Source organism: Pseudomonas sp. SJZ078 (genome assembly GCF_007828255.1).
In the GTDB taxonomy this organism is placed as follows: domain Bacteria; phylum Pseudomonadota; class Gammaproteobacteria; order Pseudomonadales; family Pseudomonadaceae; genus Aquipseudomonas.
Map to the genome: position 1 here is coordinate 135309 of NZ_VIUG01000010.1, position 26681 is coordinate 161989.

The following is a 26681-nucleotide window of genomic DNA, read 5'->3' on the forward strand; positions in this document are numbered from 1 at the left end:
GTCATCACTGTAATCTCTGACAGTAGCCACCTGGGGTTGCCCCTTGTTAGATGTCGGCCAGATCGCACGACAATCAGGGGGCCAAGGCATGAACATGGATCACGGTACGCCGAGGCTGATTGTGGTGGATCCCAGGTTCCTGCCGGTCCGTTCGGTCGATTACTGCTGCGCGCTTGAGCGAGAGCCTGCGCAGTCACTGGTCAACCGTAGTCTTTTCGATATGGCCGGGCGCGTGGTTAAGCAATGGGACCCGCGCCTGTGGGCCCTGCAACAGGAGGATGCGGCGACCCCGGCCAATCTTTCGACGGTGTATACGCTGTCCGGTGACGTGCTCTTTACGAACAGTGTCGACGCGGGCTGGCAGCTCGGTCTGCCCGGGCTCGCCAGTGAGAGCCTGCAGGGCTGGGATGGCCGGAGCATGCAACGGGAGGTGACCTTCGACGACTTGCTCCGTCCGGTGGCGGTGTTCGAACAAGGTAGCGGACAGCGGCGCACCTGTGTCGAACGTATGCAATATGGCGCTCCGGGCCAGGGCCTCCAGGCCTTCAATCAGTACGGACAACTGATCCGCCACGATGACCCGGCGGGCACCTTGCTGTTGGAGTCCTTTGCCCTGAGCGGCCAGAGTCTGACCCTGAGTCGACGTTTCTGCCTGGACGGGGCCATGCCGGACTGGCCGGCGTCGGAAGCCGACCGCGAGTCCCTGCTCGAACCGGGCGACGGTGCGTTGTCGACGTGGCGTCTCGGTCCGCTGGGGGATCTGCTGGAGCAGATCGATGCCCGAGGCAATCGGCAGCGCCAGGCCCTGACCCGCGATGGTCGACTGTCCAGCAGCCAATTGCTGTTGCAGGGCCAGAGCCAATGGCAACCCCTGGTGAGCGAGATCGACTACAACGCCGAAGGCCAGATCGAACGGGAGTTGGCCGGCAACGACGTGCAGACCACGCTGACTTACGCCCCTGAGGACGGACGGCTGATGGCGCGTCAGGTCCGGCGGGCCGGTCAGTCGCTGCAACATCTTGTTTACGCTTACGACCCCGTGGGCAACGTACTGGGCATCGAGGACAAGGCGGTGCCGGTGCGCTATTTCGCCAACCAGCGCATCGACCCGGTCAGTCGTTTTCGTTACAACAGCCTCTATCGGCTGATCGAAGCCAGCGGATGGGAGGCGGGCGGGGCGAATCAGGGGCCCGACTCTGTGGGGCGTGTCGACCCGGCTGCGCTCAGCAATTACCGACAAACCTATCGCTACGACGCCAGCGGTAACCTGCTGGAGCTGACCCACGTCGGGGCGCAGAACCATGGTCGTCAGTTGCAGGTGGCCCGCTACAGCAATCGTTGCCTGCCGTACCGTAACGGCGTGCCGCCGACCGAAGAGGAGATCGCCGCGGCGTTCGATGCCCGGGGTAACGGCCTGGTGTTGGAGGGCAGCCTGACCCTGGCCTGGGACCTGCGCAACCAGTTGCGCTCGGTCACGCCGGTCGAGCGCGAGTCGGGGCTCGATGATCGTGAGGCCTATGTCTACGATGGCGGCGGCCAGCGGGTGCGCAAGTTGCGCACGTTGCACACGGGGGCCCGGACCCTGGCCGCCGAGGTGCGTTACCTGCCGGGATTGGAGCTGCGCGCCGACAGCGGCACCGGCGAGTCGCTGCAGGTCATCACCGCCCAGGGCGGGCTCAGCGGCGTGCGGGTCTTGCACTGGGACAGCCCACCCCCTTCAGGTGTGAACGATCACTATCGATACAGCTTTTCCGATCATCTGGGTTCGGTCTGCCTGGAGTTCGGACACGATGGGCGAATCATCAGCCAGGAGCATTTCTACCCCTTCGGCGAGACCGCTTACCTGGCCGGGGATGATGTGATCGAGGTCAGTTACAAGACGATCCGTTATTCGGGCAAGGAGCGGGATGCGACAGGGCTCTATTACTATGGTTTCAGGTACTACGCAGCGTGGCTGCAGCGTTGGATCAATCCCGATCCGGCCGGGGCTGCCGATGGTCTGAATGCTTATGCGATGGTGGGGAATAATCCGCTTACTTTCGTAGATACGGATGGGCTCATAAAAACAGAGCCGGAGAGTGATAAGGCAACGACGGTACCGATAATACCCAGTGGTCCTCCGTTCAGGGTTCTGACATTCGCGGGCCCTCCCCCGCCGCCTGGGGTTGGCCCAAAGCCACCTCCAGGGGCAGCTAAACAGGCGCCAGCCGAGCGTGTATTTGAAGCTGTTGTGCTAGCGCCGCCTAACATGCCGGGCAACGTACCTTCGGCCAGTTGGGAGGCGAAAAATCATGTGGACATTGTCGAACTGGCCAGCGTCATCAGTGAACTGTTTAGTTCGCCCCGGCAGCCCATTGCCATAAAGAGCGTTTCCCAGGAAGAACTCTTCAACAAGATAAGGGCTGTTCCGGGTAACGAAACCATGGAGTTCGACTCGATAAACCTGAGCGCCAATCCTGCTGCGTGGACATCACCCGAAGGGATCATCTACATGGGGGTGGATTCACCGGATTACTCCGATAATGGGCAGCTTGATGTGGACAAGATTCGCTCCACCATTGTTCACGAAAGCCTGCATTACTCCTCTTACCGACATGTCGGTTTCCAGGCTGAAACGGACTTGGGCGCAACGAATCTTAATTATGATGAGTATGTGACCGATTATTTCGCTTATCAGGTCTTTACCAAGATGTTTCCCGGTGCGGTCTATAAGACCGGTTATTTCACCAAGGATCTGGGCGGCAACTTCATGCAGTGGGGCGGGAATCTCGCCAAGTTCATGGTCGACTCGGGTCATGTGACGCCTCAGGCATTGGCGCACAGCTATTTTAGTACCGGTACATTGAACGCGCTGAAAGATCCGTCGCTGTCAAAATGGAAAACGTTTGCCAAGCAGAAAAGCAGGCCCCTGAAATTTTGATCCAGGGCAAAAAAAGCCCCCACCCAACCCGCTGCGGATAGGGGACGCAGTGGGCTGGATGAGGGCTTCTTGTTTCGCTGATCGTTACTGCGCGATGGTCTTTACCGACACGCCACGTTCGATCGGGGTGGAGCGACCGTAGATGTCTTCGAAGCGCTCGATGTCGTCTTCGCCCAGGTAGCTGCCGGACTGCACTTCGATGATTTCCAGCGGGATCTTGCCCGGGTTACGCAGGCGATGAACCGACGCGATCGGGATGTAGGTCGACTGGTTTTCGGTGAGCAGGAACACGTTCTCGTCGCAGGTCACCTCAGCGGTGCCGCTGACTACGATCCAGTGTTCGGCGCGGTGGTGGTGCATCTGTAAGGACAGGCACGCACCCGGCTTGACCGAGATGTGCTTGACCTGGAAACGCCCGCCCATGTCCACCGAGTCATACGAGCCCCATGGACGATAGACTTCGCAGTGGTTCTGGGTTTCGGTGCGACCCCGGGCGTTGAGGGTGTTGACCATCTTCTTGACGTCTTGGACCTTGTCCTTGTGGGCAATCATCATGGCGTCCTTGGTTTCGACCACCACGATGTTTTCCAGGCCGATCACCGACACCAGTTTGCCGTTGCCATGGATCATGCAGTTGCGGCTGTCCTGGACCACCACGTCGCCCTTGGTGACGTTGCCGTCGGCATCCTTGGGATTGACTTCCCACAACGACGCCCAGCAGCCGACATCGCTCCAACCGGCGGACAGCGGCACCACGCAGGCGCGTTGGGTCTTTTCCATCACGGCGTAGTCGATGGAGTTGTCCGGGCAGCAGGCGAAGGTGGCTTCGTCGAAAGTGATGGTGTCCGCGGTCTGCTCGCTGCGCTCCAGGGTCAGCAGGCAGGTGTCGTAGATATCCGGATCGTGTTTTTTCAGCTCTTCGAGGAAACGGCTGGCGCGGAACAGGAACATGCCGCTGTTCCAGAAGTAGCCGCCGGCCTCGACGAACTCGGTGGCGCGCTTGACATCGGGTTTTTCGACGAAGTGCGACACACGGCTCACACCTTCAGGCAGCAGCGCATCGTTGGTCGACTTGATGTAGCCGTAGCCGGTTTCCGGTTTGGTGGCCGGTACGCCGAACAGCACCATTTCACCACGCTCGGCGGCCACGGTGGCCAGGGCCAGGGCGCGTTGCAGGGCTTTCTGGTCTTCGATCACATGATCGGCCGGCAGCACCAGCATCAACTCGTCGCGACCTTCGTTGACCAGCATCATCGCGGTCAGCGCGACGGCTGGCGCGGTGTTGCGGCCGAACGGTTCCATCAGGATGCGCTGGGCTTCCAGGTTGCGGCCGTTCAACTGCTCGGTGACGATGAAACGGTGGTCTTTGTTGCAGACCACGATCGGCGTATCCATGCCTTCGAACACCAGGCGTTCGAGGGTTTGCTGGAACAGAGTGTGTTCGCCGGTCAGGGCCAGGAACTGTTTAGGGAATTGCTTGCGCGAAAGCGGCCAAAGACGTGAGCCGCTACCACCTGACAAGATCACCGGAATCATGTGTGTTACTCCTTTGAAGCGTAATGGTTATAGAGCTACTGCGTTCTGTCGTTTCACTCTTGTTTTTATTCCGTACCTCGAATGACGCCTCGGTCAGGGTGGGAGCGGGCTTGCTCGCGAAGGCGGTAGATCGGTCGACATTGATGTTGAATGTCAGACCGCTTTTGCGAGCAAGTCGGATCGCCGCACCACCGCTCCCACAAGGGGTACAGCGTCAGTCGAGTGAATCTGTCAGCGGGTTGACACTGGACGCTTTACCCAGACCGGCGACAAGCTGCTTCCAGAGCCGGTGACGTACAGCACGGCCGCTTCGCCGCGCTCCAGGGCCACGGGCTTGAGGTCGCCGACTTTCTTGTCGCCCTCGAACAGCGCCAGGCTGACTTTCACCGGGTTGATTTCACGTTCGCCACGGCCCTTGGCCGCCACGTTCGGCACCACTTCGGTCTTGCCGTCGGCGGTCTTGAGGGTCAGCGCCTTGTCGGTGAGGTTTTGCACCCGCACCAGGGATTTCTGCTTGTTCTTGAACGGTGGTTCTTCGATCAGTTGCGGCTGGCCACTCGCGTTGTTGACCAGGGTGTAGTAGTGATCGGGAGCCAGTTTAACCGGAACGGTCTGGCTGCCTACCTTGGCGCTGTAGTCGCCGCCGGGCATGAAGCTGAAGTCGCTGCTAGCCAATGGGGCGACGTCGTTGAGGTTGGTGCTGCCGACGGTGGCGCTGACTTCGCTGTTGCTGGCGTTGTAGATGCGCACGAAGCTCGAGCCTTTTGGTGCGACCGGGCCGTACAGCGCCGAGTCGCCGGCAAAGGCTGCGAAGGAAAGGGCGCTCATGCTGGCAACCAGGGCAACGGCCTTGAAGGAACGAGCAGCGAGACGGCGAGGAGTAGTGTTGAAAGTCATGGTGGACCTCTCTTTCAGTTTTGCGCCCGGTCGGGCGTCTCGGATTGAGTGTTGGCGGCAACGTTCTGTTGGCGCGCACCGGCTTGTTTGAGTTCTGCGACCCACTGCGGGTCGGCGTCGCCGATTTCGTTGTTCACGGGCAGATAACGTTCAGGAAATTCCCAGATCAGCACTTGTGGCGGGCTGTTCTTGAAAGCGTCGCTCTTGAGGTAGCTGAGCATCGGCAGAATCGGGCCGTGGCCGTCTTCGGCGTAGTTCACGACGTCGCTGTGCAGGGCTTGCTTGAGTGCACCGACGAAGTTCCAGTTGGGGTTGGCGCTGTAACTGGTGCCGATCAGGGCCACGGGAACCTGGGCGTCGGCAAACAGCGCGTCGTCGCCGGCGGGCTGGTCGTCGGCCTCGCGGGTGTTGCGCTTGACCAGTGGCTCCTGGGCCGGCATCAGGTTTTCGAACAGCGGGTCCAGGGGCAGGAACTGGCGCAGGTCACCCTTGTGGATGATCTTTTCGGCAGGCTCGGTGACGAAGCGTTGCGGCTCGCCGTTGAGGGGCGCGCGCTCGGCAATGGCCCTGGCAATGTTTTCGGCGGCGACCTGGGCGCCTTCCGGGGTCCAGTGGGTGTCGGTGCGCAGGAAGACTTGCTGGCCGTTCTGCTTGGCCTGTTGCAGCGGGCCGAGCAGGTCGGGGGCGAGGATCTTGTCGGCTGCGACGCGGGCATGGAAATCCTGGTAGAGATTGGCGTGAATGCTGGCCGGCTTCACTTCACCCAGGTGTTCTGGATACAACCGCGCCTTGGCCGGCACGATCGCCATCACCAGGGTGATGCCTTGTTCCTTGAGTTTCTGGCGCACGCCTTCGACCAGCGCGTAGTTGCCTTGCAGGTTCAGTTCTTCGTTGACGATCGGGTTGAACTCTTCGTCGCTGTACAGCCACTGGTCGCGGCCGAGGACCACGCCTTTGCGGCCTTCGTTGAACAGCTTGTAGTCCAGCGCAGCCCAGATGTTGGTGCCCAGGCGCTTGATCGGGAACTGGTCGTCGTAGTGGGTTTCGACAGCCTTGGCCCAGCGCCCGTTGAGCACGGTGGCATCGGGGTTGGTGCTGAAGCCGAAGAAACTGCGCATCGACCACAGGCCCAGGACCGCCAGGATCAGCAGGAACAGTGCGATGTAAAAGATGCGTAATGAGCGGGTCATGTTCAGATCCCTCAGAACTGGAAGTAAAGGAACGGCGAGAAGCTTTGCGCCGAGAGTTTGAGAATCGAAGCGATGAACAGCAGCAGCACCAACGCACGCATGACATAGCACGGCCAGTCCGCGACCCAGTAGGCCGGTTGCACCTGGGCCTCGACGCCCACGGTGTAGCCTGGCTCATGGATCGTCGACGGGTTGTCGCCCGGTACGGCCTTGATCAGCCCCGGTTGTGCAGTGGCCGGGCCATTGGCCTCGGTGTTGACCTCCGGCTTGGTCTTGACCGGCGGACGGTTGGTGTAGAAGTCCCGCAGGCCGAAGAAGGCGAGGGTGATGTAGGCCACCACCAGCGTGGCGATCTGCAGGCCGGTGAGGTTGGCGCGGGTCAGTTCCGACAGCGACCAGTCACCGAAGCTGAACATGGCGCCGTACATGCGTCCGGCCACGTGCAGGTTCTCGGCACGGAAGATTACCCAGCCCATCACCACCAGCAGGAAGGTCAGTGCCCAGCGGATCGGGTTGAGGCTGCGTGGGGTAGTGTTGATGCCTACGGCCTTCTCGATGGCCAGCCAGATACCGTGCCAGGCGCCCCAGATCACGTAGGTGAAGTTCGCGCCGTGCCACAGACCACCGAGCAGCATGGTCAGGAACAGGTTGCGATAGGTCATCAGCGTGCCTTTGCGATTACCGCCCAGGGTGATGTAGAGGTAGTCGCGCAGCCAGGTCGACAGGCTGATGTGCCAGCGCCGCCAGAACTCGGTGATGGACTGGCTGATGTAGGGCTGCTTGAAGTTTTCCATGAAACGGAAACCCATCATCAGGCCCAGGCCGATGGCCATGTCGCTGTAGCCGGAGAAGTCGAAGTACAGCTGCGCGGTGTAGGCCAGGGCGCCGAGCCAGGCATCGCCGGTGGTCGGGTTCTGCAGGGCGAAGCAATGGTCGGCCACCACCGCCAGGGTATCGGCGATGAACACTTTCTTGATGAAGCCCTGCATGAAACGCGTGCAGCCTTCGGAGAACTTATCCAGGGTGTGGGTACGGTTGTTGAACTGGTCGGCCAGGTCACGGAAACGCAGCACGGGGCCGGCGATCAGGTGCGGGAAGATCGCCACGAACGCTGCGAAGTCGATCAGGTTGCGGGTCGCCGGGGTGTCGCCGCGGTAGACGTCGATGATGTAGCTGATGGACTCGAAGATATAGAACGAAATCCCGATCGGCAGCAGCACGTGGGTCAGGATGAAGGGTTCGAGACCGAAGCTAGTCATGATCGCGTTGAGGCTGTCCACCCCGAAGTTGGCGTACTTGAAGTAGCCCAGGATGCACAGGTCCACCGCCACGCCGAGCAACAGCCAGCGCTGGGCCGGCTTGGTGCGCACGCCGGCGGCCCCGACTTTCAGGCCGATCCAGTAGTTCCACAGGGTGACGGCGGCAAACAGCGCCAGGAAGTCCACCCGCCACCAGGCATAGAACACATAGCTGGCGATCAGCAGCAGCAGGTTGCGATAGCGTTGCCCGCTCAAGTAGTACAAGCCGAGAAAGATCGGCAGGAACAGGAACAGGAACACGTTGGATGAAAATACCATCCCGATCTCTCCATGTTGAATCAACAGTCAAGGGCCAGAGCCCCCCCAAACCCCCCCATCCAAACCGGGAGGTTTCATTACCTTCAAACCAAGCCCGCTCCCACAGGTTCTACGAGCCTTTACCTTTCTCGTTGGCCGGGTCATAGACCTTGGTCAAGTCCCCGCCAAGGCGGAAGGTCTTGAACGGTTGCATTTCATGTTTGCGCTCCAGCACATCGCCGGAGCAGGTGTAGAGGCTGCAGAACGGTTCGAGCCAGGCGAACTTCGAATCGATCTTCAGATCCTTCATGTCCTGCTCTTCGCCGTTCTTCTTCTCGAAGATGTCCGGGTCTTTCACCCCGGCCAGCACCCGTTCACCCAGGCGCTTGAGGGCACCGTTGTTTTCCTGGCGTAGATCCACACCGTTGACCTGGGCGAAACTGGCGATCATCGCCAACGGCGGCAGGGCATAGTTGTGATAGGACAAGGCTCGTTGCTTGCGCTTGAGTTCGTTGGGCAGGAAACCGTCGGCATCGATCTGGTTGACGCCGACCTTGTATTCCTTGACGGCCCAGTCGAACAGGTCGCGGCGGTTGGTCGCGACCGAGGTCGCCATCACCGACCAGGCGGCCCAGTAGGAGTGGTTGTTGGTCTTGTCCAGCGGCAGGTTGTCCCAGTCGCTGACCACCTGGTCGGCCATCTTGCTGAACCAGCTTTCGATCAGCTGCGCCTGTTCCTGATGGTTCGCCAACGGATGAGAGTCGGAGAATTTCAGGCGCACATAGGCCGAAGCCATGCTGCCCAAGGCCCATTTGCGCATGGACTTGCCGGTGTGGTTGAAGTCCTTGGACATCAGCGCATCGGCTTTCGCCCAGGTGGTCAGCCAGTTCAGGGTGCAGTCCAGTTGCTCGGGACGGCCGTCGCGCATGAACTGCATCACTTGCTTGCTGACGCCACGCTCGATCTTGGTGATGTCGGCGGTGCTGTCGCGAAAGGCTTTTTCCGATTGCACGTTCAACGTCGCTCGGGCCTTGTCGGAGCCCTCGTACTTGCTGCGAAACTGCAGGGAACCGGTATACGGCGCCGGCACAGCTTCGCAGCCTTGGGCCGAGTCACCGGCCTTGGCCTTTTCGATCGGTGCGAAGTAGCCCTGTGGCGGGCGCAGCGGGGCCGCGGCCTGGGCGGCCCCGGCGAACATCGCCAGGGTCAGCAGGGACGGCGCCAGCAGCGTTTTCAACGTTCGGTTGCGCATGTTTCTGGTCATAAAGCGAGACCTCATTGTCCGATTTGGGCCGTTTGTTCGGCTTGCGGAGAGACATTGCGTTTGCAGATTTTCGCTTCCACTTGCTGTGGCGCCGCACCGGCTTCGGGGCCCTGGACTTCAACGGCCAGCAGGTTCTGCGAAGCCCAGTCCTCATCGGTGCGCAACTGGAAGGCGAAACGTCCGTCGGTGTCCGAGGTATTCGGTTTTTCGATCTTGATATCCTCGTGGCGCCCATTCATGTACCAGAGGGTGGCTTGCAACGTTTTCACCGAGGTATCGGCGAAACGGATATCGACCTGGTGACTGCTGTTACGCAGATCCATGTTCTTGCTATTGACCATCAATTCGTTCTTGCCCGGCTTGAGGGCGGTCTTGCTGCTCATCAGCGCCGGTTTGCCTTCACAAGCGTTGTCGTCCAGCAGCGCCATCATCTGGCGGTAGATGGTTTCCTGGTCCAGGCGATACAGCGGCGAAAATTCCCAGATGAGGATTTTCGGCGGGCTCTTCTGGAATTCTTCGCTGCCCAGGTACTGGATCATTGCGCCTTCGAAACCGCCGCCGGGGAAGGCCACGTTGAGGATGTCGGCGCCGATGGCTTCTTCCAGGAAACCGGCGAAGTTGTAGTTCTTGCCGCTGTGACTGGTACCCACGAGGGTGATCTGCGGATTGCCGGAATCGCCGAACAGATCGCCGTCACCGGCCTCGCCCTTAGGCTCGGTGGTGAACTGATCCATGTACTGGATGGCGTAACTGGTGCCGCACAGTTGTCCGGCCATGTTATGCAGGGTGCCGGTCTTGCCCATGCGGCCGGATTTCTTGGTCTCGAATTCACGCTTGGGAATGTCGGCAAAGGCCGGGATCTGCTTGACCTTCTCGGCGACGATCTTCGCCGTGCGCTGGGCCCCATAAGGCGTCCAGTGCTGGTCGCCACGGAAGTAGAAATCGTGGGCCGGCAGGGTTTCGGGCAGGTTTTCGTTGGTCAGCGGCGACAGGTCTGGCACCACGTAGCCCATCTGCGCGAAACGGCCGAGCATGGTCTTGTAGTTGGCCAGGGCTTTTTCATAGTCGAAACTGGCCTTTTCCTGTGGGTTGAGCTTGTTGCGATTCACCAGGCCCCGGGTCGGCTGGTAGACGAGGACCAGTTCGACGCCTTTCTTCTTGAATGCGTCGTGCAGCTGTTGCATGCGCTTGTAGCCGGCCGGCGTGGTGTTGAATTCGGTACGCAGGTCTTCCTGGGTACGGAACAGCCAGTCACCCTGGGCCTGTACCAGCGTGGTGAAATTCTGCTGGTAACGCGTGGTGTAATTCTTCGGATCGTGAGCGGCGGGGCACAGGTTGCAGCAGGGCTCCGCGGTGAAGGCAGGCGCCTTGATTTCGTCGGCGCGCGCGCCGCTTGCAGCGGCGAGAATGCCGGCAGTCAGGGCAGACAGGCCCAGGAGTTTGATCATCTGTGGGTTCATAAAGGTCATCCTCAATCCCGCAATTCGGTCTGGCTTTCGACGGGGTCGATGAGCACGGCTTTCTGCTGGCGTACCAGCAGGTCGAGAATTTCATCCTGGCGTTCGCCCAGGACTCCCGTGAAGCTGATGCCGCTGGATTTGGTCGGCGCGAGCATGGACACGCGATACAGCTCGACGCTCAGGGGCGAGTCGATGGACAGCGGGCCACTGCCGTTGGCGGCCAGTTCGCCACCCACCACGATCAACGAAACCTCGGCGTCGAACGGGTCGAGCTTGATGTCCCGGTCGGTGTTGGACAGGTCCTTGATGTGGCCGTAGATGCCGGTCAGGCCGTTGGCCATGGCCACGTTTTCGTAGAGGCGGATGTTCACGCTGTTACGAATCCGGATGCCGTGGCGCTGGTTACTGATCACCTGGTTGGCCCACAACAGATTGTCGGCACTCTCGTAGAGGGTGATGCCGTCGGTGTGGTTCTTGTAGATCTCGTTGTAGGCGATGATGTTGTTCACGCTGTTACGGTCGATCACCAGGCCCGAGAGCTTGTTGTCGTAGCTGCGGTTGTTGAAGATGAAGCTGTCGTTGACCTCACGGGAAATAATGATCCCGTGCTTCTTCTTCGTCCCGTAGACGGTGTTGTCGGCGATGATCAGCCGATGGGACCGGTCGTGGGGGTCGATGCCGTAGACGATGTTGTCTTTGTAGGTGTTGCCCTTGACCACGAAGTCGCGGGTCTCATAGCAGTAGAAGCCGTACCACATGTCCGAGAACTCGGAACCGATGATCCAGCCGGTCGGTTCCGGGCGCTTGAGGACCTTGGCCATGTTCGGCGTGTACTGGGAAATACTCACCCCGTACGACTTACTGTTGGAGTAGCCGAAGCTGGCCATCTTGGTGTTGACGATGTAGGTCTCGGTACCGCCCCATGCGAGCAGGAACGGACGGAACTCCTTGGGCGAGCGGAACGTGGCGGGGCCGTTGTCCTTTTCACGCCAGCCGGTGACCTTGGTGTCGCGGATGAACATCCGGCCATCGTTGACCAGGAACGAGCCGCCCTCCTGGGACAGGCGCAGTTCCTGGGTCTGTTTGTCGATTTCCAGGATGCCTTTCTGGCCGACCACGATCGGAATCTTGGCCAGGTAGACACCCGGCGAGGTTTCGATGATGTACTTGGGCAGTTTCTTGGCCAGGTCCTTGAAGTTCATGTAGCCGTCGTCGATGAAGATGGCTTGCGGGATGCCGTGCTGGCGCACCACCCACTCGGCCATCTTGTTGTCACCGCCGATGAAGTCCTTCAAGGCGTTTTCCTGCATCATCCGGCGCACGCTGACCTTGCCGGGCTTGGTCCGCACGATCTTGGCCGCGACCGCTTCGGCAGTGAAGCCTTTGAGGTCGGGCAAGGTCGGCTTGGCCAGTTCCAGGGGCGCGGTCGGCGCGCTGTTGACGGTGTAGGTCTTGGCGCGTTGCAGTTCCTTGACCACGTTGCCCGGCTTGACCACCGGTTCAACGTTGGCGAACGCCGGCGAGCCGGCCAGCAGCATCGCTGCGACCAACAGGCTGATCGAATCTTTCATCGCCTGGCTGTTCCTGAGGTAGCGGTTCATTTCGGGCACTCCCATGGCCATTCGCATCAGAAGCGCCAGATCACGTCGACAAAGGCGCGATGCATGTACGAGTCGACGTCTTTGCCGTAGGCATCGCCTGGCTTGAACACGCCGCCACGCAAGCGCACCAGCGCCGAAGGTTCATCGATGGACTGGCTCAATGCGGCCGGCAGCAGTCCTTGCTTGAAATACTTGGTGACCACCAGGTCGACCTCCTGGCCCAGGTCCTTGTCGCCGTCACGCAGCGGCAGGGTCGAGGTGGAGAGGATGGCGCCGGTCACGTCGTCGGTGTTGTTCTGCACGGCGTTGATGCCGTTGCTGCCCACCGGCTTGTTGCCGTCCACACGCCAGAACTTGTGGTACACCAGGCTGGCGTCGTATTCGTCGCGCAACTGCCAGGAGCCAAACAGGCTGGCGCTCTGGGTGTTGGCCATCTCGCCGCGGAACGCTTCGCCGAAACGGTGGACCCGCGAGCGGGTGCCGGTGAAGTTCGAGCGGTTGCTCTGCAGGCCGTTCTGTTGGTACTCATCGCTGGCGCGGGCATAGGCCGCGCCGACTTGCCATTGCGGATCGAGGCGCAGGCGGATACCCAGGTCAGTGGCCCAGCCGTTCAGGTCTTCGCTGCGCTTGGCTTGCGCAGGACGCGTGCCGTCGGCGTTGAGCGGGTTGACGATGTCGCTGTCGCCGGACATGCCGGTGAGGCTGGCCCAGTAGTTGACGGTGTTGGTGTTGCGCCAGTTGTAGGCGTCGCTGTTGGCTTCCAGGCCGAGCCAGGTCAAGTCGCCGTTCTGGGTTTTGTCCAGGGTGTCGGTGGGCTCGCCCGGGGTCGGGTAATCGAGGCTGCCGTTGTCATGGGTGTGATGGGCACGGATACCGGCCCATTGGCCTGGCATCCACTGGTAAGCCACGTCACCGTAGACGTGCAGGCGATCCTTGTCCTTGGGCGACAGTTCCTTGAGGTCGGTGCGGTATTCGCTGAAACGTTCGGCGACGCCGACGTTGGCGCGCAGCAACGTGGTGTCGAAGGTCCAGTTCAGGGCTTCGATGTTGGTGTCACGCCATTGGCCGTCGTCGTTGCGCAGGCGCTGGCGCCCGAACTTCAACTGTTCGCCCGGATAAGGGGTCAGGCCGCTGTAGCCAATCCAGAATTCACGCATGGCCAGGTAGTTCTTCTTGGCTTCGCGGTCGCCGCTGTCAGTCTGCTGGGTGGCGCCATCGGACTGTTGCAGGGTGTCGGTCTCGATGACATCGGTAGACGTCACGGCCTGGGCCATGGCGTAGGCACTCCAGTTACCGCTTTCGCCATAGACCCATGGACGCAGGTCCAGGCCCACGCCATTGACGTCGCCACCGCTCTGGGTACCCAGGTCGCGGTCGTCTTCGGATTGGCCGGTGATCTTCACTTCCAGGCCGAAATTCTTGCTTTCGGTCAGGGCCGCCAGGGTCGGACAGGACCACATCAGTGCGAACGTCAGACCAATTCCGGCCTGCACAAAAGGATTGAGCTTCAAGGGCTTCATAGTTGTTCCTCGCCGTTATCTTCTTTTAGGGCTTGCAGTTCCAGCGTATCGGGGCTCATGACGCCACGAATGGCCTGCTCTTGTTGTAGCAGGCGTTTGGCTTGTGCAAGCTGCTCCGGCGGTAATTGTGCTTCGAGGGTCTGGGCAAGCTCGATGGCTTGCGGGGTGTTCTGGGCCTTGGCCAACTGACTGAACACATAGGCGTTGACCGGGTTGGGCTTGGTGCCCTTGCCTTGGGAAAACAACTGGGCAATGGCGAAGTCGGCACTGTTCTGGCCGTTGCGGGCGGCCTTGAGCAGATGGTCCAGGGCCTTTTGCGAATACACCTGGCCCAGATAGCCACGGCGATAGATCTGGCCCAGGTAGTAGTCGGCGGCCACTTCGCGGCCGACGGCTTTCTGGAAGTGTGCCTCGGCGGCCTTGGCGTCGGCCGGTACCCATTTGCCTTCGTAATACAGCTTGCCCAGCAGCAGCTCGGCGCGAGGCTGGTCGGCGGCGCGGCCGTTTTCCAGGTACTGCATCATCTTGTCGACATCACCCAGTTCGGGGAAGTCGTAGAGCAGTTGCGCCAGACTGACCCAGGCAGCGGGATAGCCAGGGGCGATGCCTTCGAGCAACGACTGGGCGGTCTTTTCATCGGTCTTGCCCAGGCTGGCATCGGCCAGGACACGGGCGACGCTGTCTACGCGCTGGGCGGATACGACGCCGCGGGCGTGGCCGGCCTGCATCTGCTTGAGCAACTCGGCCTGCTGTTCCGGCTGACCGCGCTTTTGATAGACCGTGGCCAGTTCGACGTAGCAGATATCGGTGGTGGCCAATGCGGCCTTGCAGACCTTCTCGACTTCATCCAGGTGCTGGTCGTAGGTGCCCTGGGTGCTATAGAGCAGAATCTGCGCCAGGCCCGCTTCCGGGTAACCGGCGCTGCGCCACTGGCTGATCTGCTGCTGGGCGTTGACGTTCGGGAAGCTGTGAGGATATTGCAGGTACAGCATCGCCAGCGGGATCAGGGTATTGCCTTCACCGTTGGCGAAGGCTTTTTTCAACAGGCCTTCGGCTTCGTGCTTTTCGGCCTCGGTGGAGCCCGGCTTGGCCACCAGCAGGCGACCCAGGCGAGCCTGGGCCCGCGGCGAAATATCCGCGGCGGCGCGGTAGGTGGCCTCGGCCTTTTTCATCTGCTCGGGATCGCGGCTGTCCACCTGGATATCGGCCAGACCCACTTGGGCCTCGCTGTAGCCCAGGTCGGCCAGTTGCTGGTAGTTCTGCTGCGCCAGCGCCGTATCGCCACGCTTGAGGGCCTCGTTGGCCAGACGCTGGTCGGGCAGGCCGGCGCAACCGGCCAGGCTGATTGCCAGCGCAATGGCACTGAGGGTTCCCATGTGGGAGCGGCGGTGCGGCGATCCGACTTGCTCGCGAAGCAGACGCTGCGGTGCCACAGTCAGACCGCGTTGATCCTTTCGCGAGCAAGCCCGCTCCCACAGGAACTGTGGGGTGTTCAGGATTTTTATAATGGTCACGGGCAGTCCTCCGCTTACTTACCGACAGCCATGGCTTTTTCGACCAGCCAGTTCAGGTTCGGACCACGGTCGCTGTTGACTTCCACGGGACGACCGGCCAGGGCACTGTCCAGGGGCTCGTCGGGCTTGATCAGCACGCGGATATCCGACGACAGGTCTTCGCTTTTCAGGCTGGTGCTGCTGATGATCTTGCCGGTGCGGGTGATGTCTTCGCCGGCGACCTGGAAGTTGACCGAGGTGCCTGGACGCACTTCGCCGAACTGGCGATAGGAGAAGCGGGCTTCCACGTTGGCCTCGGTGCCGCGCGGAACCAGTTGGAAGATCACGTCGCCCTTACTGGCGTATTGACCGTTGGCCACTAATTGCTGAGCCACGATGCAGTCGCAAGGGGAGGTCAGGGTGCCGGTCATCTGCTTGCCGAACAGCTCTTCGACCTTGGCCGGTTGCAGCTGGTTATCATCCAGGTGACCCTTGAGCACGTCGAGCATGCTGGTGCTGAAGGTCGCCAGCGGGGCGCCTTTGGCGGCCACGCCGTCAGCCTTGACCAGGCTCTGCACGGTGCCGTCGCGCGGCATGGTGATCGCCATGCCCGGTACATTCACCAGGCCTGCCTGGGCGTGGCTGACGAAGTACATGCCGTACAACGACTTGAAGATGAACCCGAATGCCGCCAGGCCGACGATGAACACACCCAGGCTGAAGGTCACGGCCCGCAGGCGACCCAGGGCACTCATGCCAGCATTGTCATCCTTGTGCTTGCGGGCCTTGGTGAAGTTGTCGCGTTGCAGGGTCGCCAGCACATCGCCGACACCGACGATGTCGCCGGCCAGGTGCGAGGTGATGATGTGACGCAGTGTCGAAATGTCCCGTGGTTCCAGGTTCTGGAATTGGCAGCCGGTGCGGCCGGTCTGGCGCTCGTGGGAGCGGATCTGCAATTCCACGTCCATGGCCAGGCCAAGGTTGTCGATGACGAATTGCAGGCGGCCCTTGTAGGCCTCGCCCACCTTGAGCGGCATCTGGCCGGCGTTGAAGCTCAGGCCGCCAGCGGACAGGTCCAGGACCTTGACTTCCATAGGGGTACGGTCGGGGCCGAAGAAGCGCAACTTGGCCGGGATTTTCACTCGGGCGTGTTGGCGCTGGGCTTCGGATTCATGCACTACGTTGACATTCACGGCGGTGTTCATAGGGGCGATTTCCTAGTTAATTCAGGCGAGTTCGGTCAGACCATCGTCAACAGCACGGCGACGAAAATACTGCCGGCAGAGAAGGTCATGGTCCGAGACGACCAGGTGTTGAACCAACGTTGAAAGCTGGCGAGATCACGGGTAAGTGCAGTGGGCTGGCGGGTCCAGGACTGTTGGTCGAGGCGGAAGAACACGTAGATCTTCACCAGCGCGCCGACGATCTGGTTGTAATAGAGAATCAGCGGGTAGGCCGGGCCGATCCGGTGTCCGGAGCACGACAGCAGCAGGGTCAGGATCAACCGGGTGATGCCGATCCACAGCAGGTACACCAGGATGAACGCGGTGCCGTACTTGAAGCTGGCGATCAGCGCCACGGTCAGGCCCAGCAGCGAAGTCCACATCGATACGCGCTGGTCAAACAGCACCACCGAAGTAAACAGGCCCAGACGCCGCAGACCCAGGCCCAGCGCCCGGGAGTTCTGCCGCAGGTTGTTGCCGTACCAGCGGAACATCAGCTTGCGGCTGGCCTTGATGAAGCTCTTCTCCGGCGGGTGCTCGACCGTGTTGATCGCCGCATCCGGCACGTAGAAGGTGTCGTAGCCCAGGCGCATCAGGCTGAACCAGCTCGACTTGTCATCGCCGGTGAGGAACTTGAAGCGACCCAGGCGCCAGTGTTGCAGCGAGTCGCTTTCCACGTCGGCGATGAAGTCCGGGTTGGTCACCACGGCGGCGCGGAACACCGACATCCGGCCGGTCATGGTCAGCACGCGCTTGGACAGGGCCATGGAGCACATGTTGATGTGACGCTGGGCGAAACGCATCTTGTGCCATTCGCTCATGATGTAGCCGCCGCGCACTTCGCAGAACTCGTTGGTGGTCAGGCCGCCCACGTTGCCGAACAGCTGGAACCACGGCACGGTCTTGCGCACGACGCCTTCGGCGAGCACGGTGTCGCCATCGATCACGGCAACCACGGCACGGTCGTCCGGCAAGTGGCGAGAGATGGCACGGAAACCGTAGGCCAGGCCGTCACGCTTGCCGGTGCCAGGGATGCGCACGAAGTCGAGCTTGACTCGCTCTGGCGGGTTCAGGCGGGCCCACAGACTCTTGACCAGCAGTTCGTCGGACATTTCCACGATGGAGCAGACCACGGTAGTGGGCAGCCCGCAGTCAATGGCCTCGCGGATCACCGAGCCGTAGACCTGGGCAGTGGTCAGCGCATCGATACGGAAACTGGTGACCATCAGGTAGACATGGGAAGGATCCGCCGCCGCGCCCAGCTTGCGTACCTTGCGACGCAGGTGCGGGTAGACGATATACAGGAAGATCATGCCACGCACGAAATGCGTTGCTCCCATGGAGTAACGCCAGATGCCCACGGCGCCGATCAGGAAAATGAAGTCCTTGGATTCGGAGTCGAACGTGGACGTGGGCAACGCCGTGGCGATGCCCATCAATAGACTCAAGTAAAACAGCCAACCGGCGGCCTGAAGCAGGCCGTGCTTTAGCCTGTGCATAATCTGCATCCGTCTCTATCTCGGGCGGGCCTTGTGGGCGGCCCGATGGGTTAAGGCAGGCGAAAGGCCGGCCGGGGCAGGCCCCGGCCGGCAAACAGACTTACCAGCAGATGCCTTCGGTCCGGCCATTTGGAGTCGTGGCCTTGGACATGAAGCCAACCAGGTCAATGACCTGCTTGCCTTCCGGTACGTTCTCGGTCAGCGCGCGGAACTTCTCGTCGCGGTTGCCGAGGATGATGATGTCGGAGTTGTCGATCACCGAGTCGAAGTCGGAGTTGAGCAAGGACGAGACATGAGGAATCTTCGACTCGATGTAATCCTTGTTCGCACCGTGGACACGGGCGTATTCGACGTTGCTGTCGTAGATGCGCAGGTCATAGCCCTTGCCGATCAGCATTTCCGCCAGTTCTACCAGTGGGCTTTCGCGCAGGTCGTCGGTACCGGCCTTGAAGCTCAGGCCCAGCAGGGCGACTTTGCGTTTTTCATGGCTGGAAACGATGTCGAAGGCGTTCTGCACCTGGGATTCGTTGCTGCGCATCAGCGAGTTGAGCAGCGGCGCTTCCACGTCCAGGGAGCTGGCGCGATAGGTCAGGGCGCGTACGTCCTTGGGCAGGCACGAGCCGCCGAAGGCGAAGCCTGGACGCATGTAGTACTGGGACAGGTTCAGGGCCTTGTCCTGGCAGACCACGTCCATCACGACGCGACCGTCGACACCCACGGCCTTGGCGATGTTGCCGATCTCGTTGGCGAAGGTCACCTTGGTGGCGTGCCAGACGTTGCAGGTGTACTTGATCATCTCGGCAACCGCGATGTCCTTGCGGATGATCGGCGCATCGAGTTCTTCGTACAGCGATTGCAGGACGTCGCCGGAGGCCTTGTCGAACTCGCCGATGACGGTCATCGGAGGCTGGTCGTAGTCCTTGATCGCGGTGCTTTCACGCAGGAACTCAGGGTTGACCGCGACGCCGAAATCGACACCGGCCTTTTTGCCGGAGCAGTCTTCGAGGATTGGGATGACAACGTTTGCGACAGTGCCTGGCAATACGGTGCTGCGAACCACGATGGTGTGGCGGGTGGTTTTTTCACGCAGGACAAAACCGATCTCGCGGCAGACGGCCTCGATGTAATTCAGTTCCAGGTCGCCGTTCTTTTTGCTCGGCGTGCCGACGCAAATCATCGACAGGTCCGTGTCGCGAATGGCTTCCGCGAAGTTGGTGGTGCCACGCAGGCGACCTGTTTGAATACCTTGCGCCAACAACTCTCCAAGACCCGGTTCAACAATTGGCGATTTGCCGGCGTTGATCATATCGATCTTGTCTTTGGCGACATCTACGCCAACCACATCATGGCCCCGTGCAGACAGGCAACCGGCACATACTGCACCGACGTAACCCAAACCAAATATGCTAATGCGCATCGCATTTACCTCTGTTTTTCACGCCATTAAATGGCCGGAGTTAATAGTGTTCAGCGGTCATAGTGCACTCGGAAGTGTGGAATGCAGGCGCCACAGTGCCGTGTGCAGGCATACTAAGTTCCGAGTGTCTAAATAATTGCACTCAAGTTGTGCGCAATGCGGCCTTCTTGTTATGACCTGCCCTGTTATGCAGCCAGTCCTCGTTAACCAGAACGTTCGTGCAAAGGTCGTTCACTTCTGATTTCTGGCAAAAAGCCCACAAAATCAGAAGCTTGTGTGCTCGGGTGAACACGTTATAGGGGCGCAGCCTTGGCCTTTTTGGGGATAATGATGGTGCCTTATCTCCTGTCCTTCCCATCTTGGATCCATAAGGACGACCGTTTCGCTTAGTTGCTGTGACAACTTGGTTACTTCAGTCGAGGTCCCTTGTAAGTTATCTCGTACACGCTCGGCGAGAATCGTTACGGGTGGTATGAGCCGTGCATTTGGACATAGTTCCAGCCCGCTCATCGCGATTTCTGAAATTTTTTGAAATATTGGCCGAGATGGCACTGCTTTCATATTGATAGCACTTGCGATTTCGCCCTTTAGTTACGGGGTGTTAAAAGGCCTCGATATTTTTTTGCCACTACTGTTGAAAATTTTCTGTGCCACTACGGAAAAAACTGACAATTGTCGAGTGAAACAAAAGTTAGCCCGGAGGGTGGTTTGAATATTGACGCCATTAAAGTGGCGAATTGAGCGGGGAAGTGGGATGACTTATCGCGGTCTGATCGAGGCCCCTGATCAGGGGCCTGGGAGGGGGGGGCGTTATTGTGGGGCGTGGTCGCGCAGGAAAACCAGTTTTTCGGATGAGGATTGCTCGGCACTGTAACGATAGCCTTGCACATCGAACTGTTTGAGCAAGGCTGGATCGTTGATGCGTTCCTGAATGACAAACCGGCTCATTAACCCGCGGGCTTTTTTGGCGTAGAAGCTGATGATCTTGTACTGGCCGTTCTTCAGATCCTTGAATTCGGTATCGATGATGCGCGCCTTCAAGACGCTGCGTTTGACCGCCGAGAAGTACTCGTTGGAAGCCAGGTTCAACAGCACGTCATCCTCCTGGTCGGCCAGGGCTTCGTTGAGCCATTCGCTGATGCGGTTGCCCCAGAATGCATAAAGATCCTTGCCCCGGGCATTGGCCAGTTTCGTGCCCATTTCCAGGCGGTAGGGCTGCATCAGGTCCAGCGGTCGCAGCAGGCCGTAGAGACCGGAGAGCATGCGCAGATGCCGTTGGGCGTGATCGAAGTCGGTTTCGCTGAAGCTCTGTGCATCCAGGCCCGTGTACACGTCGCCCTTGAAAGCGAGCAGGGCTTGCTTGGCATTGGCCGGGGTGAACGCCGGGGTCCAACTGCCGAATCGGGCGGCATTGAGGCCGCCGATCTTGTCGGAGACGTGCATCAGTTCACTGATCTGTGCCGGCGAGAACTCACGCAATTGCTCGACCAGTTCCTGGGAGTGGTCCAGGTATTGCGGCAAGGTAAAGCGTTCGGTGGCCGGCGGTGTTTCGTAGTCGAGGGTCTTGGCGGGGGAAATCACCATCAGCATGAATCATCTCCTTTAAAGGTGCGGCGATTCTAGGGGGTTGTCCGGGTGGACTCCAGCTATTGGGGTGATAGGTGATGGGGGGCGGCGATTCGGGTCGTAGCCTGGATGCCGTCTGCTGTTGTGGCGAGGGGATAAATCCCCTCGCCACAACAGCCGTATGCCCAGATAAGGGGTTTACGCAGTGGTCACCTCAGGATCAGCTATGATGCCGCGCGGGTTTCGTTATGGAGATATCCCTTTTGCGCTTCGTGCTTCTGTTATCGGCCTGGCTCCTGAGCCTTAATGCCCTTGCCGCGCCCAACGACATCGCCACCCTGGATCGCAGTACCTGGCCGGAACAACTCACCAGCCCGACCCTGTTCGACGTCGCTTCGCGGGCCGAGATCCTGATGTTCGCCCGGGTGTTGCTGGATACCGATGCCATGGATGAAATCGCCCTCAAGCAGTACCTGGGACTGCGCTCGGTGAACATGGCGGCGATCACCGCCCTGCGTGCCCGGTTGTGGCAGCGCTTGCTGACCGGCTACAACTTTGCGCAGCAAAGTTGTGACCAGGACGCCTCCTTCTGCTACCTGGTGGAGAACATGGCGACCTTGCGTGAGGAGGCGCGCCGATTCCATCTCGATGAAGACTCGTTCTATTTCAAATGGGCCGGGCCGAGCCAGATCTTTCATACCCAATACCGGGATGAGTTGTTGCGAAAAGCCGCGCTTTTTCCGCAAACCGCCAGCGAAATCGAACGTTTCGGCGATTACGAACGCAACGGCGAAGACATGCATGACCGGCTGTTTCTGCTGACGTTCGACAGTGGTGCCAACGTAGCGCCGGACAACACTCCTTGGCTGACGGATTACTTGCGCAAGTCGAACATGAACGGCACCTTCTTCGTGCTGGGCAAGGACATCCAGGCGCGGCTGGTGGAGGCGTCCGTCAACGACCTCCAGTCGTTGTATTCAGAACAGTGCGTGGGGGTCCAGGGCTGGGAGTTCCGCTCCCATAGCTATTGGCAGGACTGGCAGGACTCGGTACGGCGCAGCGTCGATCTGGTGAAGGGCAAGCTGCCGGAGAACTATGTGCCGCTGTTTCGCCCGCCCCAGGGTCAGCGACGTGGCGATGCCGAGGCATTTTTCAGGCAGCAGGGCCTGCAAGTGGCGTTGTGGGACATCGATCCCCAGGACGGCACCAACCGGCTCAAGCCCGAGCAGAGTGCCCACCGCGCGCTGACCTTGATGCTTCTGTGGCGTCACGGGGTGATCAACTTCAACGCCAAGCAGGATGCGGTGAAGACGGCAATGCCCTGGCTCATCACGCAAACGGCGCAGAGCGGGATCGGTTGGGAAGATTGTCAGGAGGCGTTTCGCTGAAACGCAAAAGGCCCGGAAACACTGGGGGAAAGCAAAAAAGCGCTGCGCATTCATGGCGACCGGACTTCCGACTTTAACGGCGTAGCGGCGGTACGCCAAGGGCTTTTCGTCACTCTGAAAAATAAACTTCAAAAAAGCGTCAAAGTGCTTTTTCCTGTCATGGTTTTTGGAGTATCAAGAAGTCAGACCGCCGAAACCTGCAACACAGGTGGCGTCTTCCAAGACCCCGTTTGTGTGCAGTTCACCTGAATCCTTGCGGGTGAATCCGGTGGCTACCTCGAGGCGCAGCACTGTCATGGTATTGCGTCGAATGGCCCCCACAAAGGTGACCGAGTATGGATGACCACGGACGTAGCCCTTCCTCCAACCAGCCAATCCTCTATGTACTCGATACCAACGTATTGATCCACGATCCAAACGCACTGCTCAATTTCGAAGAACACCACGTTGCCATCCCGATGACCGTGCTCGAAGAGCTGGACAAGCTCAAGAGCGGCCATCACAGCGTCGCGGCCGAGTGTCGGCAAGCGATTCGCCTGATCGACAAGACCCTGGGGGATGCCTCTCCCGAAGATGTCGAGCTGGGCGTGCCGATCCAGCGCGGCAAGGGTGGTCCCAAGGGCCTGCTCTCGATCCTGATGAGCAAGCGCACCGAACCCAACCTGCTGCTGCCCGAACACCTGAACGACAACATCATCATCAACCAATTGATCGACCTGCACGCGCGCAACAAGGATCGCGCCGTAGTGCTGGTGACCAAAGACATCAACATGCGCCTCAAGGCCCGGGCCTGCGGGATTGCGGCGGAGGATTACAGCACCGACCAGTTGGTCGACGACGTCTCGCTGTTGCCCAACGGCTACCACACCATGACCGGCTCCTTCTGGGACCGCGTGAGCAAGGTCGATACCCGCCAGGACCATGGTCGCACCTGGCACCAGGTGCAACTGATCGACAACCTGCCGGCGGTGCACATCAATGAATTCATCATCGACGAACAGGGATTCGTCGGCTGGATCAAGGAGATCGAGGACGACAAGCTGCTGATTCTCGACCTGCACCAGGAGCCCTTGCTGCACCAGGAGGCCTGGGGTCTCAAGCCCCGCGACATCTACCAGAGCCTGGCCCTGTTCGCCTTGCTCGACCCCGATATCCACCTGGTCAACCTGTCCGGCGCCGCCGGTTCCGGCAAGACCATCCTGGCCCTGGCCGCCGCCATCGAGCAGACCATGGTCAGCAAGCGTTACCGGCGCATCATCGCCACCCGCAGCGTGCAGGGCCTGGACCAGGAGATCGGCTTCCTGCCCGGCACCGAAGCGGAAAAAATGGAGCCCTGGCTGGGGGCCATTACCGACAACCTCGAAGCCTTGCACATGGATGACGAAAGCACCCATGGCAGCGTCGACTACATCCTCAGCAAGGTGCCGTTGCAGTTCAAATCCCTGAACTACATCCGGGGCCGCAGCTTCCAGCAGAGCCTGATCCTGATCGACGAATGCCAGAACCTCACCCCGCACCAGATGAAAACCATCATCACCCGTGCCGGGGCCGGTTCCAAAGTGGTGTGCCTGGGTAACCTGGCACAGATCGACACCCCTTACCTGTCCGCGACCAGTTCCGGGCTGACCTACCTGACCGAACGCTTCAAAGACTTCCCCAACGGGGTCCACATCACCCTGCAGGGTGTACCGCGCTCGATCCTGGCCGAATACGCCGAATCCCATCTCTAGGAGCAGCTACAAGTTTAAAGCTACAAGCTGCAAGCGAACCGGGTGATTTCACCGGCAGCTTGCAGCTTGTAGCTTTGCGCTGATTAAATGTCCGCTTCCAGGCCTGCGGTCGGGCGGCGCTTTGTTGCTTGCGGCTTGCAGCTTATGGCTTGTAGCTGCCTCAAGGAGGCCCCCGTGCTGACCCATCTCGATTCCCAAGGTCGCGCCAACATGGTCGACGTGACCGACAAGGCCGTGACGTTCCGTGAGGCCACCGCCGAAGCTTTTGTGCGTATGTTGCCCGCTACGTTGCAGATGATCGTCAGCGGCGGTCACCCCAAGGGCGACGTGTTCGCCGTCGCGCGCATCGCCGGTATCCAGGCGGCGAAGAAAACCAGCGATCTGATTCCGCTCTGTCATCCGCTGATGCTTACCAGCGTCAAGGTCGAGCTCAATGCCGAAGGAGAGGACCGGGTACGCATCGTTGCCCGCTGCAAACTCTCGGGGCAGACGGGGGTAGAGATGGAAGCCCTGACCGCCGCCAGCGTCGCCGCGCTGACCATCTATGACATGTGCAAGGCCGTGGACCGGGGCATGACCATCGAAGGCGTGCGGGTGCTGGAAAAGTTGGGCGGCAAGAGCGGTCACTTCCAGGCGGACGCCTCATGAAAATCAATGTGAAGTTCTTTGCCCGTTATCGCGAGGCCCTCGGGGAGGACGCTCTGAGCGTCGAAGGTAAATTCTCTACGGTAGACGACGTTCGCGCGCTGTTGGCGGCTCGCCCGGGCTCCGACGTGCTGAACGAGCAGAACCTGATGTGTGCCCGCAACGAAGAGTTGTGCCAACTCGATGAACCGCTGGCGGACGGCGACGAAGTCGCGTTCTTTCCCACGGTGACCGGAGGCTGAGTCATGGCGATTCGTGTACAGGCCGATCCGTTCGATCCGGGCGCCGAAGTCAACGCGATGCACGCGGCCAATGTCGGCGTGGGCGCGGTGGTGAGTTTTGTCGGCTATGTGCGGGACTTCAATGACGGCCTGGATGTGTCCGGGATGTTCCTGGAGCACTACCCGGGGATGACCGAGAAAGCCCTGGGCAAGATTGCCGTCGAGGCGCAGCAGCGCTGGCCGCTGCTGAAGCTGGAAGTGCTGCACCGCATCGGCGCCCTGGAGCCGGGCGAGCCCATCGTCTTCGTCGCGGCCGCCAGCGGCCATCGCCAGGCGGCGTTCGACGCCTGCGCCTTTGTCATGGACTACCTCAAGACCCGTGCTCCGTTCTGGAAAAAGGAAAACACCGCCGATGGCCCGCGCTGGGTCGAGGGGCGGGACAGTGATCATGCGGCAGCGGATCGCTGGAAGCAGTAATCGGTTGTCTGGCTGTCATCCATCTGGCGCCTGCCGGGCAGCATTCGCGAGCAAGCCCGCTCCCACAGGTGATTTGGGTTGTACCCAGTCTATGTGTACGACACAGCTTCCCTGTGGGAGCGGGCTTGCTCGCGAAGAGGCCATCAGCCTCCATCCAATTCCCCTGTCTGACTCATTGACGATTTGTACATTGAAGTCCAGAATGGACTCATAAGTACAAAACACCCCTTGCACGCTTTTTTCTCTGCCAAACCAACAACAACCCGCGAGAGAACGTCATGAACAAACTTTCCCTTATCACCGGCCTGGCCCTGAGCCTGCTGGCCTCCGGCAGCCTGTTCGCTGCTGAGAAAACCCTGCGCATCGGTATCGAAGCGGCTTATCCGCCGTTTGCTTCCAAGACCTCGGAAGGGAAGATCGAGGGTTTCGACTACGACATCGGCAATGCGCTGTGCGCGCAGATGAAGGTCAGGTGCGAGTGGGTCGAAGGTGAGTTCGACGGGCTGATTCCATCGTTGAAGGTGAAGAAAATCGACATGGCGTTGTCGTCCATGACCATCACCGAAGAGCGCAAGAAATCGGTGGATTTCACCCACAAATACTACTTCACCTCATCGCGACTGGTCATGAAGGAGGGAGCCGTGGTGGATGACCAGTACGCGAGCCTGAAGGGCAAGACCGTGGGTGTGCAGCGGGCGACCACCACTGATCGCTACGCCACCGAAGTCCTCGAACCCAAAGGCGTGATCGTCAAGCGCTACAGCAACAACGAAGAAATCTACATGGACCTGGCATCCGGCCGTCTGGACGCGATTTTTGCCGACACCATCCCGTTGGAGGATTTCCTCTCGATGCCCCGGGGCAAGGGCTACGGGTTTGTCGGTCCTGAACTCAAGGACCCGAAATATGTTGGGGAAGGTGCTGGAATTGCGGTGCGCAAGGGCAATACCCAGTTGGTGGCGGATTTGAACAAGGCCATCGATGGGATTCGGGCCAATGGGGCGTATCAGAAGATCGAGGCCAAGTATTTCAAGTCCGACATCTACGGCGACTGAACCATAGTCTTCGCGAGCAAGCC

At 60.2% G+C, this 26681-nt stretch carries 20 protein-coding genes; 7 read left to right on the plus strand and 13 right to left on the minus strand.

Features of this window, described 5'->3' with window-relative positions; genetic code table 11:
* Window positions 1-88 precede the first annotated feature (88 nt).
* Window positions 89-2920, plus strand: coding sequence for an RHS repeat domain-containing protein (locus tag FBY02_RS12210; protein WP_144927744.1), 2832 nt, complete (start codon window positions 89-91; stop codon window positions 2918-2920).
* An 84-nt stretch (window positions 2921-3004) separates the two neighbouring features.
* Here FBY02_RS12210 and FBY02_RS12215 read toward each other — a convergent pair whose 3' ends face one another.
* From FBY02_RS12215 to yaaA, 13 genes are all read right to left on the minus strand, one after another.
* Window positions 3005-4456, minus strand: a complete 1452-nt coding sequence (locus tag FBY02_RS12215) for a mannose-1-phosphate guanylyltransferase/mannose-6-phosphate isomerase (RefSeq protein WP_144927747.1) — start codon at window positions 4454-4456, stop codon at window positions 3005-3007.
* Between the two features lie 231 nt (window positions 4457-4687).
* Window positions 4688-5353, minus strand: a complete 666-nt coding sequence (locus tag FBY02_RS12225; protein WP_144927752.1) for an alginate O-acetyltransferase AlgF — start codon at window positions 5351-5353, stop codon at window positions 4688-4690.
* Between the two features lie 14 nt (window positions 5354-5367).
* Window positions 5368-6543, minus strand: coding sequence for an alginate O-acetyltransferase (locus tag FBY02_RS12230; protein WP_144927755.1), 1176 nt, complete (start codon window positions 6541-6543; stop codon window positions 5368-5370).
* Between the two features lie 11 nt (window positions 6544-6554).
* Window positions 6555-8120 (minus strand): MBOAT family protein, encoded by a 1566-nt coding sequence (locus FBY02_RS12235; RefSeq protein WP_144927758.1) that lies wholly within the window; start codon window positions 8118-8120, stop codon window positions 6555-6557.
* A 109-nt stretch (window positions 8121-8229) separates the two neighbouring features.
* Window positions 8230-9351, minus strand: coding sequence for a mannuronate-specific alginate lyase (locus tag FBY02_RS12240; RefSeq protein ID WP_144927760.1), 1122 nt, complete (start codon window positions 9349-9351; stop codon window positions 8230-8232).
* A gap of 23 nt (window positions 9352-9374) precedes the next feature.
* Window positions 9375-10823, minus strand: a complete 1449-nt coding sequence (locus tag FBY02_RS12245; RefSeq protein WP_144927763.1) for an alginate O-acetyltransferase — start codon at window positions 10821-10823, stop codon at window positions 9375-9377.
* 11 nt (window positions 10824-10834) lie between these two features.
* Window positions 10835-12424: a mannuronan 5-epimerase AlgG gene (gene algG, locus FBY02_RS12250; protein ID WP_144927766.1), complete on the minus strand. Its 1590-nt coding sequence runs from the start codon at window positions 12422-12424 to the stop codon at window positions 10835-10837.
* Between the two features lie 26 nt (window positions 12425-12450).
* Window positions 12451-13935 carry an alginate export family protein gene (locus FBY02_RS12255; RefSeq protein WP_144927843.1) on the minus strand — a complete coding sequence of 495 codons (1485 nt, stop codon included), beginning with the start codon at window positions 13933-13935 and terminating at the stop codon, window positions 12451-12453.
* 5 nt (window positions 13936-13940) lie between these two features.
* On the minus strand, window positions 13941-15458 hold the full coding sequence (gene algK / locus FBY02_RS12260) for an alginate biosynthesis TPR repeat lipoprotein AlgK (protein ID WP_144927769.1): 1518 nt from the start codon (window positions 15456-15458) through the stop codon (window positions 13941-13943).
* A 14-nt stretch (window positions 15459-15472) separates the two neighbouring features.
* Entirely contained in the window at window positions 15473-16642 is a 1170-nt protein-coding gene (locus FBY02_RS12265) for an alginate biosynthesis protein Alg44 (protein WP_144927772.1), read from the minus strand.
* Window positions 16643-16677: 35 nt separating this feature from the next.
* Window positions 16678-18159, minus strand: a complete 1482-nt coding sequence (gene alg8, locus FBY02_RS12270) for a mannuronan synthase (protein ID WP_371921416.1) — start codon at window positions 18157-18159, stop codon at window positions 16678-16680.
* 100 nt (window positions 18160-18259) lie between these two features.
* Window positions 18260-19576: a nucleotide sugar dehydrogenase gene (locus FBY02_RS12275; RefSeq protein ID WP_144927778.1), complete on the minus strand. Its 1317-nt coding sequence runs from the start codon at window positions 19574-19576 to the stop codon at window positions 18260-18262.
* Window positions 19577-20386: 810 nt separating this feature from the next.
* Window positions 20387-21166 carry a peroxide stress protein YaaA gene (gene yaaA, locus FBY02_RS12280; protein ID WP_144927781.1) on the minus strand — a complete coding sequence of 260 codons (780 nt, stop codon included), beginning with the start codon at window positions 21164-21166 and terminating at the stop codon, window positions 20387-20389.
* A gap of 239 nt (window positions 21167-21405) precedes the next feature.
* Here yaaA and FBY02_RS12285 point away from each other — a divergent pair, with 239 nt between their 5' ends.
* From FBY02_RS12285 to FBY02_RS12315, 6 genes are all read left to right on the plus strand, one after another.
* Window positions 21406-22530 (plus strand): polysaccharide deacetylase family protein, encoded by a 1125-nt coding sequence (locus FBY02_RS12285; RefSeq protein ID WP_144927784.1) that lies wholly within the window; start codon window positions 21406-21408, stop codon window positions 22528-22530.
* Between the two features lie 335 nt (window positions 22531-22865).
* Window positions 22866-24260, plus strand: coding sequence for a PhoH family protein (locus FBY02_RS12290; protein WP_144927788.1), 1395 nt, complete (start codon window positions 22866-22868; stop codon window positions 24258-24260).
* Window positions 24261-24434: 174 nt separating this feature from the next.
* Window positions 24435-24908, plus strand: coding sequence for a cyclic pyranopterin monophosphate synthase MoaC (gene moaC, locus FBY02_RS12295; protein ID WP_144927791.1), 474 nt, complete (start codon window positions 24435-24437; stop codon window positions 24906-24908).
* Window positions 24905-25147 carry a MoaD/ThiS family protein gene (locus tag FBY02_RS12300; RefSeq protein WP_144927794.1) on the plus strand — a complete coding sequence of 81 codons (243 nt, stop codon included), beginning with the start codon at window positions 24905-24907 and terminating at the stop codon, window positions 25145-25147. Before moaC ends, FBY02_RS12300 begins: the two co-directional genes overlap by 4 nt.
* A 3-nt stretch (window positions 25148-25150) precedes the next feature.
* A complete protein-coding gene (gene moaE, locus FBY02_RS12305; RefSeq protein WP_144927797.1) occupies window positions 25151-25603 on the plus strand; it encodes a molybdopterin synthase catalytic subunit MoaE in 453 nt (150 codons plus the stop codon).
* Window positions 25604-25881: 278 nt separating this feature from the next.
* Complete coding sequence (locus FBY02_RS12315) at window positions 25882-26658, plus strand: ABC transporter substrate-binding protein (protein ID WP_144927803.1); 777 nt, start codon at window positions 25882-25884, stop codon at window positions 26656-26658.
* Window positions 26659-26681: the final 23 nt, after the last annotated feature.